Annotated in this window: 15 protein-coding genes; 4 read left to right on the forward strand and 11 right to left on the reverse strand. The window is 42.5% G+C overall.

The genetic code is table 11. The features are described from left to right. Positions 1-291: 291 nt before the first annotated feature. Entirely contained in the window at positions 292-1,665 is a 1,374-nt protein-coding gene (locus FQ085_RS03070; protein ID WP_149455886.1) for an LA2681 family HEPN domain-containing protein, read from the forward strand. A gap of 217 nt (positions 1,666-1,882) precedes the next feature. Here the strand turns inward: FQ085_RS03070 and FQ085_RS03075 are convergent, their stop codons facing one another. Further along, a complete protein-coding gene (locus FQ085_RS03075; RefSeq protein ID WP_262499742.1) occupies positions 1,883-2,536 on the reverse strand; it encodes a class D sortase in 654 nt (217 codons plus the stop codon). A 262-nt stretch (positions 2,537-2,798) separates the two neighbouring features. On the opposite strand from FQ085_RS03075, the gene FQ085_RS03080 reads away from it, so the two are divergent. Beyond that, positions 2,799-3,386 carry a CHRD domain-containing protein gene (locus FQ085_RS03080; protein WP_149455887.1) on the forward strand — a complete coding sequence of 196 codons (588 nt, stop codon included), beginning with the start codon at positions 2,799-2,801 and terminating at the stop codon, positions 3,384-3,386. Positions 3,387-3,671: 285 nt separating this feature from the next. Here the strand turns inward: FQ085_RS03080 and FQ085_RS03085 are convergent, their stop codons facing one another. The 8 genes from FQ085_RS03085 to FQ085_RS03120 form a co-directional block, all read right to left on the reverse strand. Continuing rightward, positions 3,672-4,136, reverse strand: a complete 465-nt coding sequence (locus tag FQ085_RS03085; RefSeq protein WP_262499743.1) for an amidohydrolase family protein — start codon at positions 4,134-4,136, stop codon at positions 3,672-3,674. Between the two features lie 210 nt (positions 4,137-4,346). Further along, complete coding sequence (locus tag FQ085_RS03090) at positions 4,347-5,642, reverse strand: lipopolysaccharide biosynthesis protein (RefSeq protein WP_149455889.1); 1,296 nt, start codon at positions 5,640-5,642, stop codon at positions 4,347-4,349. 55 nt (positions 5,643-5,697) lie between these two features. After that, positions 5,698-6,441 carry a WecB/TagA/CpsF family glycosyltransferase gene (locus FQ085_RS03095; RefSeq protein WP_149455890.1) on the reverse strand — a complete coding sequence of 248 codons (744 nt, stop codon included), beginning with the start codon at positions 6,439-6,441 and terminating at the stop codon, positions 5,698-5,700. A 45-nt stretch (positions 6,442-6,486) separates the two neighbouring features. Continuing rightward, positions 6,487-7,737 carry an O-antigen ligase family protein gene (locus FQ085_RS03100; protein WP_188074698.1) on the reverse strand — a complete coding sequence of 417 codons (1,251 nt, stop codon included), beginning with the start codon at positions 7,735-7,737 and terminating at the stop codon, positions 6,487-6,489. A 34-nt stretch (positions 7,738-7,771) separates the two neighbouring features. Then, positions 7,772-8,425 (reverse strand): CpsD/CapB family tyrosine-protein kinase, encoded by a 654-nt coding sequence (locus FQ085_RS03105; RefSeq protein ID WP_149455892.1) that lies wholly within the window; start codon positions 8,423-8,425, stop codon positions 7,772-7,774. A gap of 4 nt (positions 8,426-8,429) precedes the next feature. Further along, positions 8,430-9,158 carry a YveK family protein gene (locus FQ085_RS03110; protein ID WP_149455893.1) on the reverse strand — a complete coding sequence of 243 codons (729 nt, stop codon included), beginning with the start codon at positions 9,156-9,158 and terminating at the stop codon, positions 8,430-8,432. Between the two features lie 16 nt (positions 9,159-9,174). Then, positions 9,175-10,281, reverse strand: coding sequence for a glycosyltransferase family 1 protein (locus FQ085_RS03115; protein ID WP_149455894.1), 1,107 nt, complete (start codon positions 10,279-10,281; stop codon positions 9,175-9,177). A 422-nt stretch (positions 10,282-10,703) separates the two neighbouring features. Next, positions 10,704-11,663, reverse strand: a complete 960-nt coding sequence (locus tag FQ085_RS03120) for an S-layer homology domain-containing protein (RefSeq protein WP_188074699.1) — start codon at positions 11,661-11,663, stop codon at positions 10,704-10,706. Between the two features lie 414 nt (positions 11,664-12,077). Between FQ085_RS03120 and FQ085_RS03125 the strand changes: the two genes are divergently transcribed. Beyond that, the gene (locus FQ085_RS03125) at positions 12,078-13,136 is read left to right on the forward strand and encodes an LLM class flavin-dependent oxidoreductase (protein ID WP_149455896.1); all 1,059 of its coding nucleotides are present in this window, start codon (positions 12,078-12,080) and stop codon (positions 13,134-13,136) included. Positions 13,137-13,147: 11 nt separating this feature from the next. Further along, complete coding sequence (locus tag FQ085_RS03130) at positions 13,148-14,137, forward strand: ATP-grasp domain-containing protein (protein ID WP_262499744.1); 990 nt, start codon at positions 13,148-13,150, stop codon at positions 14,135-14,137. A 60-nt stretch (positions 14,138-14,197) separates the two neighbouring features. On the opposite strand, the gene FQ085_RS03135 is transcribed toward FQ085_RS03130, so the two are convergent. Both FQ085_RS03135 and FQ085_RS03140 read right to left on the reverse strand, forming a co-directional pair. Continuing rightward, positions 14,198-14,473 carry an excalibur calcium-binding domain-containing protein gene (locus tag FQ085_RS03135; RefSeq protein WP_149455897.1) on the reverse strand — a complete coding sequence of 92 codons (276 nt, stop codon included), beginning with the start codon at positions 14,471-14,473 and terminating at the stop codon, positions 14,198-14,200. 300 nt (positions 14,474-14,773) lie between these two features. Beyond that, a complete protein-coding gene (locus tag FQ085_RS03140) occupies positions 14,774-16,171 on the reverse strand; it encodes an alanine/glycine:cation symporter family protein (protein ID WP_149455898.1) in 1,398 nt (465 codons plus the stop codon). Positions 16,172-16,554 lie beyond the last annotated feature (383 nt).

Consider the following 16,554-nt stretch of genomic DNA (forward strand, 5'->3'; position numbering starts at 1 on the left):
GTGAGTGTACGTATTTCTTCCTGAGCGTGCGTATTTCTTTTTGAGCGTGCGTATTTCTCTGTGAGCGTGCGTATTTCTTTTTGAGCGTGCGTATTTTTCTGTGAGCGTGCGTATTTCTCTGTGAGCGTGCGTAAGCCCCATCCGACCGCGCAGATTTCCCCACAACCGTGCGGAAGCTCCACTAATGCGACTTCGTCAAACGCAATCCCCAAAAATTCGGACAAATGGGTGACCAGGCGCCCGCTCTTCGATACAATAAGAACAGAAGCACCGATCCAAGGAGGAATTTCTATGTCGACATTACATGAGATTGCCCAGTCAGATGATTACGGGCAGTTTGAATTGAAAGAAGTGTACCAAGCGGCTCAACACTTGCTGCAGGAATTTCAAAAATCACGTAACGAACCGGAAAAACTGCAAAACGTCATCGATCATTTGAAAAAACGTTTAGATGGACAAGCTGCTTATCCGCTTGCCATTTTACTGGAAACAAGTCAGCTCGGTGTTCAACACCAGCTGCAAAAAGACTGGAACAGCCCGATGAAACAGCGTCAGTTGTTTTTATTTGAAAGTGTCTATGCCCAGTTCCGTGGCAAAGTCCCCCCCACGATATGGAATCAAATCTGCTTGAATTACGCAGAAGCCTTGATTTACATCGGCCGCTCACTTGACGGGCTTCATGTGCTCGAACAAATGACTGAAGCAGAGAATGATGCGTCTTACGAACGTCAAGATGCGGAGCGCGGCTGGGGGTTGTTGTTTTATTCCACTTTTCTACGGAGCAAAGAACAAAAAGCCGAGGCGCTTCACCTGTCGCGCGACTTGCTGCGTGACGGCCTGGAGAAAATCACCAATGTTAACGGTCGTGCGTTGTACGCAGACCGATTGAAACTGGCTGTCAAAATGCTAGAGGACATCGGACCGATCGACTTAACCGGCAATTACAAGCCGAACTTTTTTGACGGCCGTGAGCGGGAGTACCGTGATTGGTGTGCAGAACACCGGTTGCTGCTGAATGATAACAATGAAATCGATCCAAAAGGCACGATGAAAGTCGATACCTTAAACTACCGTCATAAAAAAGCCGATGACAAAGAACGTGGACTGTTCCTTGAAACATTTATGGACTCCATGGTTTCGGAATTTACCGTGCTGCGCTGGAATCTATTCGAAGCACTCGAGCAAGAGCCAAGTTCAGAACGCAACGAACAATTAAAAACCGTCTACCGTCAGGCTTTTTCACTGTTTTCAAAAATGGCGCAGTTTATCAGTTCGTACTACGAGCTCGACATGAAAAATTCGCGTGCGGGCATGCAACGCATGTGGTTTGAAGATGAAGATCCAAAAAATCCGCTTAAGCCGTTTATTCGGGACACTAAAAACGGTGCACTAAAAGCGTTATTCTGGCACAGCAAGGAACTATTTGGCTACGAGCAATCCAAGGTTCAAAATATTGCAACCGTTCGTGCCCTGTTGTTACGCGACCAAATGGAACGTAGCTTTGTTGACGTTATTACTAAAAAAGAAGAAGTCGCACAAACGGGTGAATTGCGTAAACATCAAATGACGCAAGCTGAACTCGAACGCCTGTCGATGACGACGGCGTTTAAAGCACGCAATGCATTGATGTATCTCGGCTTTGCACTTGGAATCGAGAAAAAATAATCAAAAAGCGTCTCGGGAGATTTAGTTGATCTCCCGAGACGCTTTTTAAATTGAACTTTCCGTGTAAACGCTATCGACAGTCGATTGGCTTGTTGGTTAAAGAGCTTGTATTGTTAATCCGGGTGTTCACCTTTTTAACCCAAATATGCGCTTAATACTTCTTCAAAACAAAAAAATGGAATAAAACAACTTCCCTTTTCTAAAGAGTATTTCTCTATCAATCCATCTCCGTTATATTCACAAGTGGTGCTTCGATAATATAACGATCAGGAGCCGCCCCTAGGAAATTAAATGGATAACAAGTGGTCAGTGTTAGTACCGGTTCATCTTTTGTCACAATCACTGTGCGGTCTTCTGCAGCCGTGATCCAACTCTGCGTTATTTTGTATTCGTATTGCATGCCTTCAAATTGCACAAACAGGTTGTCGCCCTCTTTTAAATCACCAAGTTCGCGAAAAACCGTGTCTCTGTGACCGGATAAAACGGTGTGGCGCTGACCATCCGGCGGCACAGTAAAGTTGCCCACATGGTATCCGACTCCTTGCGTTAGGGTGTCGTCATCTGTTCCCCAATAGACCGGGTACTTTTTACCAAGAGAAGGAATCAGCAACCAACCGATGTCATCACCGCGATCGTATTCTTCATACGTTCGTTGTTTGGGCTCTACCGATTTTTTAATCTGTTCCGAAGCTTCTTTTTCAACAAGAACTTTTGCCGGAACATCGACGCTATCGAATTTATCAGCTTGTGCGATATCGTTGTCACCGATTACTCGCTGGCCAGAAGACGTGTCAAAAAGCCACTTATAGCCATTCCAAACAGCGAACAGCAAGCCCATCACTATGAGTATGACGCCTATTCTCCTTCTCATTTTTTCACTCCTATTCACTTACTCGAACACTATTCATTTGTTTTGATTAACAAGATCCAAAGTCTTTTATCAATAAAAGAAATGATAAACGCAGAAAAGCTTCTTGCACTGCTGACTTGTTTAATTGCTTCCCAATTGGTAAATTAAGGTTTTATTCCAGTAGCTTGTAATCGTTTGTTCAGAAAATTCAATCAATTAAGATTGTTTTATTGTATAATATGTTATCGCCTACTGGCGAAATTTGCAAGAAGGAGACTGATGTATGAAAAAACGCATAGCTTTACCGTTAGTTTCAGTATTGGCCGTCGGAGGATTTGCAGGATCGGTTTTTGCGGCTCATGAAGGGCAGGAATTCATGGCGGAATTGACGCCTGAGCAAGAAACCATGGAAATCGAAAGCGATGCTACGGGAGACGCGAGCATCATGTTTAGCGAAGATGGCATGTCCTTGGATTTCACGGTCAATGCCAATGAGTTGGACGACGCGATGGCAGGGCATTTCCACAGTGGCGCTACGGGAGAAGACGGACCTGTAGAAATCATGCTGTTTAAAAATGACGAACCCATGGATTATAACGGAGAAGTCGCGACGGGTACGTTGACCGAAGCCGATCTTGCCGGAGATATGAGCTGGGAAGACTTTACGAAAGCGATGGTCGCGGGTGACATTTACGTCAATCTTCATACAGAAGAATATCCGGATGGCGAAATTCGCGGTCAAGTTGAAATGGCTGGAGACGAAATGCCGACAACCGCTACAAACGGACCGCTTTACACGATGATTGGGGTATTGATGGCGTTGATGGGCGGACTGGTGCTCTTCGGTAGAAATCAGAAGAAAACGGCATAAGCGATTTCTCTAAAAAGCTGAACTCCTACTTGGGCGGTCATTCATCTATGAGACAAGTTCAGCTTTTTTCTGTTGTTCGGAAAGGTTATTACATAAAATGATGTTGCTTCGATTCGCTTCAAAATTTTTAATTCTTCACTTGCAAGCAGTTATCCCCATCCCAAAATGCCTCCTTCAAAACTCATTGAGTTCAAAGGAGGCATTTTCTTAGACCAATTCACTAATGCTTTCGTTCAAAAAAATATACCTAAACAGGAAAAACTCACTCCCTGCTCTTCTCTTCTTTTACACCACTAAGGTTTTCTCTGAAACTTTACGGAAAACGCTTTGTCCCGCCATAAACGTTTCTAAAACACGCGTGTTGCCAATCTCCAGTTCGGGAATTTCCAAAATGTCTTCTTCTAAGACAATAAAATCTGCGTGGTAGCCTGGTTTTAATTGGCCAACGCCTTGGATGCGCGTAATTTCTTGTGCGCCTTTGGTATAAAGTTCGATGGCTTTTTCGATGCTTATGCGCTCATGTTGACCGGTGTCTGTCCCGTCGTAGGCCCGGCGCGTCACAGCAGCTTGAATGCCGACAAACGGATTAACCGGGTCGGCCCAAGCGGTTGCAGGGGCATCGGAAGAAAATGCAACCGAGATGCCGGCTTCGAGTACTTTGCTGTTGACTGAAACAATATGACCACATGTTCGCGTCACGACAATCGGTGAATTGGTACTGGCTTGGTAGCCATGCTCGTTGTTCTGCAAATTTGCCTTTGTCGCAACTTCAATCCACTTGCCTGAAATCGGTTGTTGCTAATTTAGTTGTTCCCTATCCTTTCTTCTAAACCAGTCCTTCTTAAGAATTCTCCTTCAAGCAATAACTTTCGTTAGTTCACCTATAAAAAAACGTCCCTTCAAAATCCGCAGATTTTAAAAGTGACGCCTGTAATTATGCAACTCGCTCTGTATCAAACTCTAGCTACTTTCGTTCCGCTCAAATCGCTTGCTAATAAACATGGTAAGAATCATCAATACCAGATTCATCAAAGCACCGGATACACCAAAAATGGCAATCGTGATTTGCTCACTGTCAAAAACATACGCTCCTATTGATAAGCCGCCGATCCACACAAGAACCATCAAAACAGTGTAAACCAAATAGAATCCCTGCGCTGCTAACACCGGCAAGGCGACCGTACTCGGTTTTGCCATTAAGACAAAAAATAACCACAAGGCAATCCATCTTCCGTACTCACCCCCGACAACCCATTGCTCCCCGAACACCCATACAAAAACTTCAGGTCCCGCTAACATAATAGTACCAAAAGGAATGATTCCAACTGCGCCTAAAGCTAAGCTCGCTTTTATGAGCAGGGAGGAAAGGTTTTCGTTGTTTTTAGCGGCAACGGTAAAGCGTTGATAAAAAACGTCACCGATTGCTTTGTTGATTAAATTTGCGGGTACGTTCAACACAGTTCGACCTATCGAATAAAAACCAGCGGATGCAGGACCGAAGAAACTTGCGAGTAATAGCAGCGGCAAGGTTTCCGATAGGGAATACAACAACAGTTGAGGAGCCCTAAACAACGGGAAATCTTTGTATTTTTTCGCAATTCCCTTAAGTGACACCCCAGTTTCCGCTGAAAATGAAAGTCGGTGCGGTCCCGACAAATGAGAAAACAGATGCAAAAGAGCCGACTTAAACGCCAATCCAAGTGACCAGCTGACGATGAGAATGAAGGATGTCGGGTAAAAAAAGCCCACTCCGACTCGGCTGCCTTGTAACGCCATGGCTTGTACCACTTCGACTCTCGCCGTTAGCAAGAATTGTTCTTTTCGAATAAGCCATTGTTCGAGAATTTGCAAATACCCGGAAAACAAAATAACGAATGGAATGAGATAAAACAAAGAAATGATTTGTTCGAGATGAAAGACTCGCGCAATTAGGTCACTAAACAAAAAGAGAACGGCTGCTGAAAAAAGTGCGACTCCAATCGATACCTTTACCGAAATTCTCGCTAAGCCTGTTGCTTCTGAATCATTTGTTGCCAATACAATTGCACTTGGAAACGTTAAAGCAGCAGCTGGGATCACAAGAAAGCAAAAAGAGATAAAAATCCCCATTTGTCCGTAAGCTTCAGGACCATACAGCCGAGTAATGATAGGCGACATCAGCACCGTAATAATTTGACCGGCTGCTGATCCGCCACCCATGATAAGCACATTTCGTATAAAAGGTCGTTTTACTAATCGCAACATCTTTTTACGCATAGGTTCGACCCCCTTTTGACCACAGCTTCTCTTTTTCCCTGTCTAATTCCAGGTTTTATTTAATCATCTTCAATGAAAGAATCTTCATTATATACCTAAAGTTACCGAAAACATATCTTCTAAAAAGACGAAACGGTTCTTGAGATAGCCTAAATAGCCATTCAAAGCCATTGTTCTGCATGAACAATGGGGCACGCCTTACGTTATTTGAGTAATAGTCAAACAAGCCGCCGCAAGTAATGATTGTGGATGTCTGGATAACGTCTTGATGAGTGTCTACCCACTTTTCCTGCGCTGGGTTGCCAAGACCGACAAACAATATATCTGATTGTGTTCTGTTAATTGCAGCGATGACCTGCTTGCTTTCGGTCTCTTTTTCAAAATAGCCGTGGTGACACCCCACAAATTGGACGTGTGGGTATTTTTCTCTAAAACTCGTTAATACCCTATCGGCTGTATCACCTTTACTGCCCAGCAAAAAAACGTTCATTTTCTCTGGCCGTCTATTGATTTCCTCCATTAGCGCAGGAAACAAATCGGTTGTGGCAATTCGCTCTTTGGCTGTCGGTAATGCCAGTATTCTTTGTGCGAAAATAATGCCCATGCCGTCAACATACACCATGTTTTTGATTTGATTGATAATCTTTCGGTAGCTTTCATCCCTCCAATACATCAGCATGCAATCCGAATTCAGCGCATAATAAATTGTTTTTTTCCCTGAGCTGGTGTTCGTTAAAATAAGATCAATCAAATCATTTTGAGTACCCAAAAACAATTCTCGGTCAATGAACTTTTTCATCGTCCTCCTCCTCTGTAAAAGTAATGGGAAGCGTCGTAAAGAGTTCTACGTTTTCCAATTGCTGTCGTTGAACAGCACTGCTACAAATACGAAATACAAACAAATCAACCAATTGGCTCCGTCAATATCTTCAACAATAAAAATCAACGGCATCATAAAAATAAAGACACTCAAAATTTTTCGATCCAATGTACTCTTCAACAACAGGATTTTCAAATTGATAAAAACAAATAACCACGTTCCAAGCATTAAACCCAGTGTCCCTGTTTTATAGAAAAACCCGATAAACGTCGAATGTGAACCTAGAGGATAGCCCGTCGAAGAATTATCTTTTATGCCCATCCCGGTAATAGGTGAGTCTTGCATTGTGAGGTCAATACTTTCAGCTAAAATGATCGTTCTGCTATCATTGCTCCCTTCCCTAGCAGTTAGCAACTCTTCAACTTGCAAGCGGACGGCACTGTTTAAATCAGCGGTATAAAAAAGCGCAAGGGCGACCGACAGCGTTAAAAAAGCACCAAAGTAAAATACTTCTCGGTTTAACGATTTATACAAATAATAAACAACACCAATTGCGGTAGCGGCACCGAAAACCAAATAACCACTTCTTGAATAACTGCTAATAAGTGGAAAAATGCCGATAACTAAAAAAAGAAGTTGGACGATTTTGCTAGTAAACTGACGAACGTGCATAAAATACAAAGGATAGAAAAAAAGACAGAACATCACGATCAAATTGGAATAATCCATCAACCCGACAAACCGAGCGACAACTTCTTGATTAAAGGTTTCTGTGTAATACAAAGTGCGCCCGAGGAACGATAATGCCCCTAAAGACGTAAGTGAATGAATAACCATGCTCACTGCCCATATTGCGATCAATAACAAGTAATTGATAAAACCAATTTTGATAAAGTTTTTCATTGGCAGCTGTGTATTTTTGAAAATCAAATAAAACACGATAGCCAATACCCAAATACTTAAAGAATTTATAGCTGCCAATATGCGCGTAAACTCAGAAGAGCGCGTTGTTAAATTGGCAACAATTGAAAACACGTATACCCACACATAAGAACCTAGAAAAAAACTAAGTAAATCAAAATAGATTTTGTGTTTTTTCACTAACATCAACGCAATCGGCAATAATAGAAAAAATTGAATTTCTTTCGGCACAATGAGGATTGGCCAAAGCATATAAAACAACAACAAATCACTTGTAAAAAAGCGATTGTCTTCGTTTTTCATTTCTGACAATGCCATTTGTGTATCGTACTTACTTAAACGTATAGTGTGCAATCGATTCACCGCCTTTAGTGGACGCATAAACGTTTTAATGTCGTGCGATTGTTTTGTTTAAGACTGCACCAAGTAGCTTAGATTCTGTTAAATCGAGGAGAGTTTTCGCTTTTACCGCCAAATTCCGCTCAGTTTCTTTCGTGTTAATGACCAAAACAGAATACTGACATTTATCCGCCAGCAACTGTGCATCGGAATAAGACAATACAGGTGGTGAATCAAAAATGAGTAGATCAAACTCAACAGTTGATGTGGCGATAAATGTTTCGAGCATGCCAGAACCTAATAATTTAACTGAGTTTAATGGGACGGGCCCACTCGTTAAGATTTTCAGTCCAGGTATAAAAGAAGACTGAATGGCATCTTTTATAGACAGTTGCCGCATCAGTACACTCGCAAGACCGTGTGTATTCGATTTATGAAAAATTTTATGAATAGCCGGATTACGCATATCACCATCAACTAGCAATACTTTTTTACCTTCTTCTGCAAACACGGCGGCCAAATTCACGGCGGTTGTGGTTTTGCCTTCTTCCGCGGATGGAGAGGTGATTAAAATGGAATTGATTTTTTGCTTTTTGGTTTGAAGTGCGATGCTCGTTCGTAAAATACGGAATTGTTCGGCTTCAAAAGACTGTGGTGTTGAGTTAACAATAATTTCAGGAATGGCTTTTTGTTTGTTGGACATACACTCACACCTCTTTTCTTTCAAAAGTTGTCTGGATCTGTTCTCCTCGTGTTTCTTTGACTGCGGTAAACGGAATAATGGCAAGGACCGGGATGTCGAGAAGCCTTTCTACTTCTTGTTCATTTTTGATTGTCGTGTTCATGTAATTACTCAAAAATGCAAGACTTGTGCCAAACAACAAGCCGATCAAAGAAGCAATCGCTGTATTTAATGCGACATTCGGCGCTACAGGTGTAGGAATCCCAATGTTAGCTGCTGGTGAAATAACCGATACGTTATTCGCGTTTAATAAACGACTGACTTCTTCACTAAACACTTCTACAGTAGTATTTGCTATCACCACTGCTCGTTCAATGTCACTGTCTCGGACCGAAATGTTAATTACGTGAGAGTTCGTGTTTGTCGTCACAGTCACTTGTTTGTTCATTTGTTCTGCTGTCAGCGCTAAATTTTGTCGTTCACTTACTTGTGCTAAAACACCCGGATTTTCAATAATGTCGCTATACGTTTCGATCAACTGCAAGTCAGCTTCATTGTTTTGATTGATTTCTTTGCCGGTTTTGATGTCATTTTGATGAACTACTATTTGTGTCGACGTTTCGTAAACAGGAGGCAATACGTAATGCGAAACAAGGCCTGCTGTTAAACCGAAGACAACGACGATTGATAAAATCAGCACTTTATAATTACCGATTATTTTAAAGACATCTCTTAAACTAATTCCTTCTTCCATGGTCCTAACCCCCTTTTTAACGCGCCGTCGCTGCTTGTTCTACGTACTGCTTATATAGTTCAGTCACACGTTCGGCATTGCTTGAAATGCTATAGCCTGCGCTAGCAATGCTCGTGTGAATATTTTTGCTCGTTACCTGTCGATCAATAACTTGCTGGCTGTGAATAAATTCAGCCCATTGTTCTGGACTTTTTTCTAACGGAAAAAACTTCACTAAATCAGTAATGCCTGCTTCTTTTGATACGGCATCTGAAACGTAACACGGTAAACTGGCAGCTTGTGCTTCCACTAAAGTTAACGGCAGGCCTTCAAAACGGGACGGTAAAACCAGCATGTCCATCGCTTGCATCAAATCAGGAACATCCAATGTATTACCTGTGAACAAAATAAACTGCGTTATCCCTAGCGCCTGTGCTTTTTTTTCAATCGCGTCCCTTAATGCTCCATCACCAATGAGCATTAATCGGTAACGATTGTCTATGTTGTGAAGTTCTTTAAATACCGCTAAGACAAACTCGTGGTTTTTCTGGTACGTAAAATGACCAATATGTCCGACTATACGTTCCTTGCCATAGCCGTAGCTTTGACGAACCCTCTCCCGTATAGAAGAATCGTATTCAAACTTTTCAACATGGATGGCATTGTTGATAACTTCAAAGGGCTTCTTGTTGTACAACCACTGTCCCGCTAACTCACCGCATGCAAAGCCGTGCGTATACGTAGAATCAAACAATCTTCTGAGTCCTTTATGCGCCCATTTGTATGTGTTGGTGGAATTATGACTATGTGGAATTATGACATTAACGCCAGCTGTTTTTGCTGCATAAGTTTCTAAAGCCAATGTGCAGCTATTGCCATGTGCATGAACAATGTCGTACTGCTGTGTTTTTATTAGTTTGGTTAGCTTTCGTGTATAAAACCAAGGATTTTTCATGCGTCCAGTAAGCTGGAATATTTGACTGCCGTTTTTTTTAAACTCTACTCTAACAGCTTCTCCAATCTCATTGGGAATCACAAAATCAAAATGAACAGCTGTTTTGTCTGTAGCCCGGTAGTAATTGAGAATAACGTTGGTAATGCCATCCATTCCAAACGGCCCTGTAGAAATCACCAGTATTTTCATAGCATGTCCTCCTTTACGCTTTTGAGCTTAGAAATTCTTCTGTAATTAGTGTATGAAAAAATTGTTATTTTTTTGTTAATTCCCTTTTATTATTATATTTATAAATAGTTCAGTACTTTTTACACACACTATAAATTTAATTAAATTTAAAATGTGAATTTAATAAGTCATATGACATGTAAAAGATAATTATTTTTATATTAACACATAATTTAATTAAATAAACTGAATATTTAGTTTTATTTATTTTATATTTTATTTTTATTTAGTTTAGGTTTTTAATGAGTTGTATAGATCCACAAAACTAACAAAAGCACCTTTCGGAATCGAGTCAATTCCAAAAGGTGCTTTTGTTAGCTATAGTATTAGTTTCAAAACGGTTCTTATGAATTGTCTTTTAAAGAATCACAACCCCCGAGCTTTCACTTTTTATAAGCTTTGTATTTCCCTTCGAATAGATAGCCTCTTTCATTGCTTTTTACGACTGTTACCCCTACCGCATTTTCTAACAATTCGATTGTGATGACACCACTTCCATTAAAACCATCTTCGCTGTAATAGATTCTCGCTTTGTTATCTACAAATTTTGCTTCACTGTCTACCGAGCCAATGTACATCGCACCCGAAGACATGGAATCGACTTGAACCTTAGCTGTGTTCGCTTTGATGTTTTCAATATTCACAGACAGATATGGATCTTGGCTATTCGCTCTTTTGGTTTCCCAAAGCCCTTGATACTTTGTTAACGCAAACGGCACAACCGGTTCTTTTTCAATACTTTGTTCAATTTTATGAATAAAAACAGCATATTCTCCACGTTTTAAAAGATCATTTGTTCCAAATTTCGCAGCTGACTTTCCTGTCGTGATTTTATGATCAACAAGAGCTGCAACCGCATCTGCATAACGGTCATTTACATCCGTAAAAGTAAGCTTCGATTTGTCACCTTTAATGTTATAGGCGGCTGATTTCGTTAGCATCAACGCCATTTCTCCGCGTTTCATTAAGTCGTTAAAACCAAAACTCTTAGCAGATTTTCCGTTAACAATTCCAGCTGCTTTCAAAGCGTTAATAGCAACGACTCCGCGTGTCGGTACGTCTCCAAATCCCGAAGAAGGTGCATCTTTTTCTGTAAAGCCAAGCGCATGCGCCAAAATAATTGCCGCATCTCCGCGTTTAACGTTTTGATCGATGCCAAACTTGGTTTTCGAAACACCGTTTGTAATGTCTTGAGTGACCAAGTAATTGACTGCTGGCTCATAGCGTTCTGACACGTCTGTGAATGTTGCGGCAGAAACCGGTGAAACCGCAAAAGCGACAACCAACATCGTTAAAGCTGAAGATTGGGCAATTTTTGTAAGTAATGATGAGTGAACTTTCATTTTTTCTCCTCCAATTTGAGTCAGACAACTGCATGACTTGAGTATACCGAGATTGACCTTATTCTTTACCGTACGTGAAACTAGACTCACTTGTTGTCTACGCATTTCATATGAAAAATTGCTGTTCTTTACACTTTTTTTCTTATCATCCATCTAGGTAATGTATACTAAACAACCAAATTATACCCACTCCATTCTAACTACATTTTAACTAACATTCTGATTATAATATGCTACTCAAGAAAAAGGTACCGGTATTTAGTTGTTTGGGTGCCAGGCACCCAAACAACTTCCAAACAATTTAAAACCAAGTTTACTGGTAAGAATAGATTGTTTTAATGTATACTAGTTTCACTCACTAATTGAGTGAATGTTGCGAGAGTGGAATCTCCTACTGAAAGGAATGGTTGATAGATGAAATATGGTTTTTGGCTACCGATTTTCGGGGGATGGCTGCGCAATGTAGAAGATGAAAACATGCCGACTACGTTCGACTATGCCAAACAAGTGGTGCAGTCAGCGGAAAAATGGGGCTATGACATCACGTTGATCGCTGAACTGAATTTAAATGATATAAAAGGAATGGCCGCTGATTCGTTAGAAGCCTGGTCGACCGCAGCAGGACTTGCGGCTGTGACAGAGAAAATCGAAATCATGACAGCCATCCGTCCCGCTTTTCATAACCCAGCGGTCACTGCCAAAATGGCAGCGAATATTGACCAAATCTCCAATGGCCGCTTCACGTTAAATGTCGTATCGGCTTGGTGGGCAGAGGAAGCTCGGCAATACGGCGGGCAATTTACTGAGCACGATGAACGTTACGACCGGACAGATGAGTTTTTGCAAATCGTCAAAGGCATGTGGACTGAAGAAGAGTTTTCATTTACAGGAAAATACTACGATGTCCAAAATGCACGTCTGGCACCAAAGCCTGTACAACGTCCGAATCCTATTCTCTATGCTGGAGGCGAAAGCCCACGCGGCAAGAAATCGATTGTTGACGCATGCGACGCTTATGTGATGCACGGCGGTACGGTAGAGGAAATCGCAGCGAAGATCAAAGACATGAAACACTTGCGACACCTGGCTGGGAAAGCACCGCTCCAGTCATTTGGTATGGCCGCTTATGTTGTGTGCCGCGATACGGAAGAAGAAGTGGCAACGGAATATGCCCGCATTGTCGACATGAAAGATTCGAGCGGCTATGTCGGTTATGACGATTTCGTCAGCAAATCACAACTGGAACAACAAGTAAAACTGGAAGATTATTCGGTCTCCAACCGGGGTCTTCGCCCGAACTTGATCGGTACACCGGAACAAATCGCTGAGCGAATTTTCGCTTATGAACAAGTGGGACTGGATTTACTGCTGCTGCAATTTTCACCACAACTGGAAGAAATGGAGCGCTTTTCAAAACAAGTCATGCCACTCGTTGAAGGAAAACGACAAGCTCTTAAAGAACTTACCAACTAAGGAGGATACTGATGACTGAAAAGATTTACGTCATACACGAAAATGAAGAATGGACGACGCATTTATTTAAGCGGCTAGACGAATTGGAATTGCCGTACGAAGACTGGTTTATCAATGAAGGGCTCGTGAATTTGAACGACACCCCTCCTGAAGGCGTCTTTTACAGTCGCATGAGTGCCTCTTCTCACACGAGAGGTCACCGTTTTGCGCCGGAAATGGCCGATTCCTTACTTGCTTGGCTCGAGCACCATGGCAGAACGGTCTTTAACGGCACGCGCGCGTTGCGTCTCGAAGTCAGCAAAGTGAATCAGTCCATGGCATTGAATGCTGCCGGTATAAAAACGCCAAAAACAATTGCTGCGAACGGTCAGCAACAAATCATCGAGGCTGCCGAGAAGTTAGGTGCTTCGGCGTTCATCACCAAACATAACCGCGCTGGCAAAGGGCTCGGCGTTCGCTTGTTCCACTCAATCGATGCACTAAAGCAATACCTAGACAGCGACGAATTTGAGCCATCCATTGACGGCATCACGCTGGTCCAGGAATACATCCAAGCTCCCGAACCGTTTATCACGCGTTGTGAATTTGTGGGCGGAAAATTTGTTTACGCAGTACAAGTGGATACGTCAGAAGGATTCGAATTGTGCCCAGCAGATGCATGCCGAATTGACGATCTGTTGTGCCCTGCCGGTGAACAAGTAGAAGAACAACCGAAGTTTCAAATTGTGGAAGGATTCAATGATCCAATCATCGAAAAATACGAGAACTTCCTACGCCTCAACGAGATTGCGGTCGCTGGCATTGAATTTATCCGCAATAGCGATGGAGATATTTTCACGTACGACGTCAATACCAACACCAATTACAATGCGGACGCTGAAGCGGTTGCAGGTAAATACGGCATGCTGGAGCTCGCGCAACTACTCGGCAGTTGTGTGGGTGCCAGGCACCCACACAACTTCCAAACAATTCCCACAAAAAAACCGGTGTCAGGAATCTGAGTGATTCCTGGCACCGGTTTTTTCATGCAATGCATCTTCCTCACAAGTCACACCAAACGCTTACTTCTCGCAAGCAATCAAATCTTTATCACGATCACTCTTTTTGTTGGCGTCATACAACGCTTGGGAAACAAACGGCTTGTGTTTCGTTACGCCGCCTTTGTTTTTCACTTTGGAAGAACGAGCAATGCCGCCTTTATACTTTTTGTTGATTTCGGTGCAGTTGGCATAGGTCTTCGCTTTTACGCCTGCAGCGTCTACTGGCGTAGGAGCTGCGCTGAGTGTAAAACTAATAACCACCATCAATGACATGATTGCAAAACCCATTTTCTTCATTATTGTTTCCTCCTCTTCGCAATTATTTGCGCTGAAATTTTCCGCCGCCGTCTTTACTCACGACAAAAAAGTCATCCAAATATTGTTAACTCACTTAGTGTACCAGTTAGTTAAGCCTAAGACTATAGCCTCAAATAAATAATTTTTATGTAGAGCTATTTAATAAAATCATGTGGAATTCATCGTCTTTTTTTCTTTTCTACAAAAAAGCCCCATTCCCAAGAACACGAAGTCCTCAGCAATAGAGCTTTCACAACTTACATTACCTAATTCCGCAAACTTACTCGCAAAAACACAGCTTTACACGCCTGCTGCTTTCTTCTCTTTTTTCTCTCGTTGGTCTTTTTTGTAATACGGATCCGCTGTGAAAAACTCGACCGTCAACGCCTTTACCTTCTTACTCAACAGCAAAATAGCGAAAACATTCGGAATCAGAATGGCTGCGAGCATAATGTCTAGGAAGCCCCAAATCACTTCTGCTGCACCAACCGCTCCTAACACAACCGCCAAAATGTAAACGACCTGCATGCCGTAAGAAGCCTTTAAGCCGAACAAGAACTCCGCCTGCTTAGCCCCGTAAAACACAACGACCAAAATCGTTGACAACACAAAGAAAATCAAACAAATCGTAACGAGAACGGCGCCAAATTGGCCGAAATACGATTCAAAAGCAAGACTCGTTAGCGCAGAGGAGTTCTCCATTGCGCCTTCTTCTGTCCAGACACCTGAGGACAGCACCACAAAAGCCGTTGCTGTACACACAATTAGCGTATCGACGACTACCCCAATGACCGCCCAGAATCCTTGACGCACAGGATGATCGGTCATCGCCGCTGCGTGAGCAATAGGTGCCGTACCGAGTCCCGCCTCGTTTGAATACAGGCCGCGGGCAAATCCCCAGCGAATCACTTCCACAATCGCTGCGCCTGCAAAGCCACCCATCACCGGTGCAGGCGAAAAGGCATTGCTGAAAATCAGCATAAAGAATTCCGGAACGGCACTGACATTCATCAGCAAAATGACCAAAGCCCCCCCGACATAAACCAAGGCCATAAACGGCACAAAAATTTCCGTCACTTTTCCAATACGCTTAATGCCGCCAAAGACCACAATCGACACCAGGATCGCTGTCGCAATGCCCGTCCACAACGCTGGAATAGCGAATGTCGCTTCGACTGTCGTCGCGATGGAGTTTCCTTGCACCATGATGCTCGGGATCAATTCAATCATCAACGCGAATGAAAACCAAATCCCCAACCATTTCATATTCAATCCTTTGGTCATGTAATACATCGGCCCGCCGACAAATTCGCCCACGCTGTTTTTCTCACGGTACTCAACAGCAAGTACGCTTTCCGAAAACTTCAGCGCCATCCCGATCAGCGCAATGACCCACATCCAAAAAACAGCACCCGGTCCACCAAACATAATCGCGGCCGGCACCCCGACAATGTTAGCCGCTCCGATTGTCGAAGACAGAGCCGAGGTTAATGCTTGAAAAGGCGTAACCGTTCCTTCTCCTTTTGGCTTTTTAAAGACACTGCCAAAAGTTTGCCCAACGATGTAACCAAAATAACGAAATTGAAAAAAGCCAAGTTTCACTGTCATGTAAAGACCTGATATGAGCAACACGGTGATGAGTGGAACTCCCCATAACCAAGCTGAAAAATCAGCAATCCCCTGCAAAAAATGCTCCAACGAATTTCCCCCTCAATACTATTTCAAGATATAGATTTTTTCCCTAATCAAAATAGGAATAAACTTAAATCAGGAAATTTTCCAACAAAATAGGAGAAATTTATATAGAGACACTTTGCATCACTCTAATTATCAAAATATTAAAATAATTTAATATAAAAAATTATGATTAGTTCTTTACAGCTACCCGATCAACCCGCTTTAGACATACAATTTCCCACTCCATGCGTTAACCTTCCACTTTTCCAAAACGCCCACCGACCTTTGGCTTTCGTAAAGTTGTTATTCCCATGCGCCACATAGTGTTCTTCCCTATCTTATAGAAGTAAAAAGTGGCCGGTGCTGCTCAGGCAGGCCGATCCTCTTCACCTCTATTTTTAGAA

It is taken from the genome of Planococcus sp. ANT_H30 (assembly GCF_008369335.1).
GTDB classification, from domain to species: Bacteria; Bacillota; Bacilli; order Bacillales_A; family Planococcaceae; genus Planococcus; species Planococcus kocurii.

Coding starts and splice junctions, on each gene's coding strand:
- FQ085_RS03070 (WP_149455886.1), top strand. CDS start 292: ATGTCGACATTACATGAGATTGCCCAGTCAGATGATTACGGGCAGTTT.
- FQ085_RS03075 (WP_262499742.1), bottom strand. CDS start 2,536: ATGAGAAGGAGAATAGGCGTCATACTCATAGTGATGGGCTTGCTGTTC.
- FQ085_RS03080 (WP_149455887.1), top strand. CDS start 2,799: ATGAAAAAACGCATAGCTTTACCGTTAGTTTCAGTATTGGCCGTCGGA.
- FQ085_RS03090 (WP_149455889.1), bottom strand. CDS start 5,642: ATGCGTAAAAAGATGTTGCGATTAGTAAAACGACCTTTTATACGAAAT.
- FQ085_RS03095 (WP_149455890.1), bottom strand. CDS start 6,441: ATGAAAAAGTTCATTGACCGAGAATTGTTTTTGGGTACTCAAAATGAT.
- FQ085_RS03105 (WP_149455892.1), bottom strand. CDS start 8,425: ATGTCCAACAAACAAAAAGCCATTCCTGAAATTATTGTTAACTCAACA.
- FQ085_RS03110 (WP_149455893.1), bottom strand. CDS start 9,158: ATGGAAGAAGGAATTAGTTTAAGAGATGTCTTTAAAATAATCGGTAAT.
- FQ085_RS03115 (WP_149455894.1), bottom strand. CDS start 10,281: ATGAAAATACTGGTGATTTCTACAGGGCCGTTTGGAATGGATGGCATT.
- FQ085_RS03120 (WP_188074699.1), bottom strand. CDS start 11,663: ATGAAAGTTCACTCATCATTACTTACAAAAATTGCCCAATCTTCAGCT.
- FQ085_RS03125 (WP_149455896.1), top strand. CDS start 12,078: ATGAAATATGGTTTTTGGCTACCGATTTTCGGGGGATGGCTGCGCAAT.
- FQ085_RS03130 (WP_262499744.1), top strand. CDS start 13,148: ATGACTGAAAAGATTTACGTCATACACGAAAATGAAGAATGGACGACG.
- FQ085_RS03135 (WP_149455897.1), bottom strand. CDS start 14,473: ATGAAGAAAATGGGTTTTGCAATCATGTCATTGATGGTGGTTATTAGT.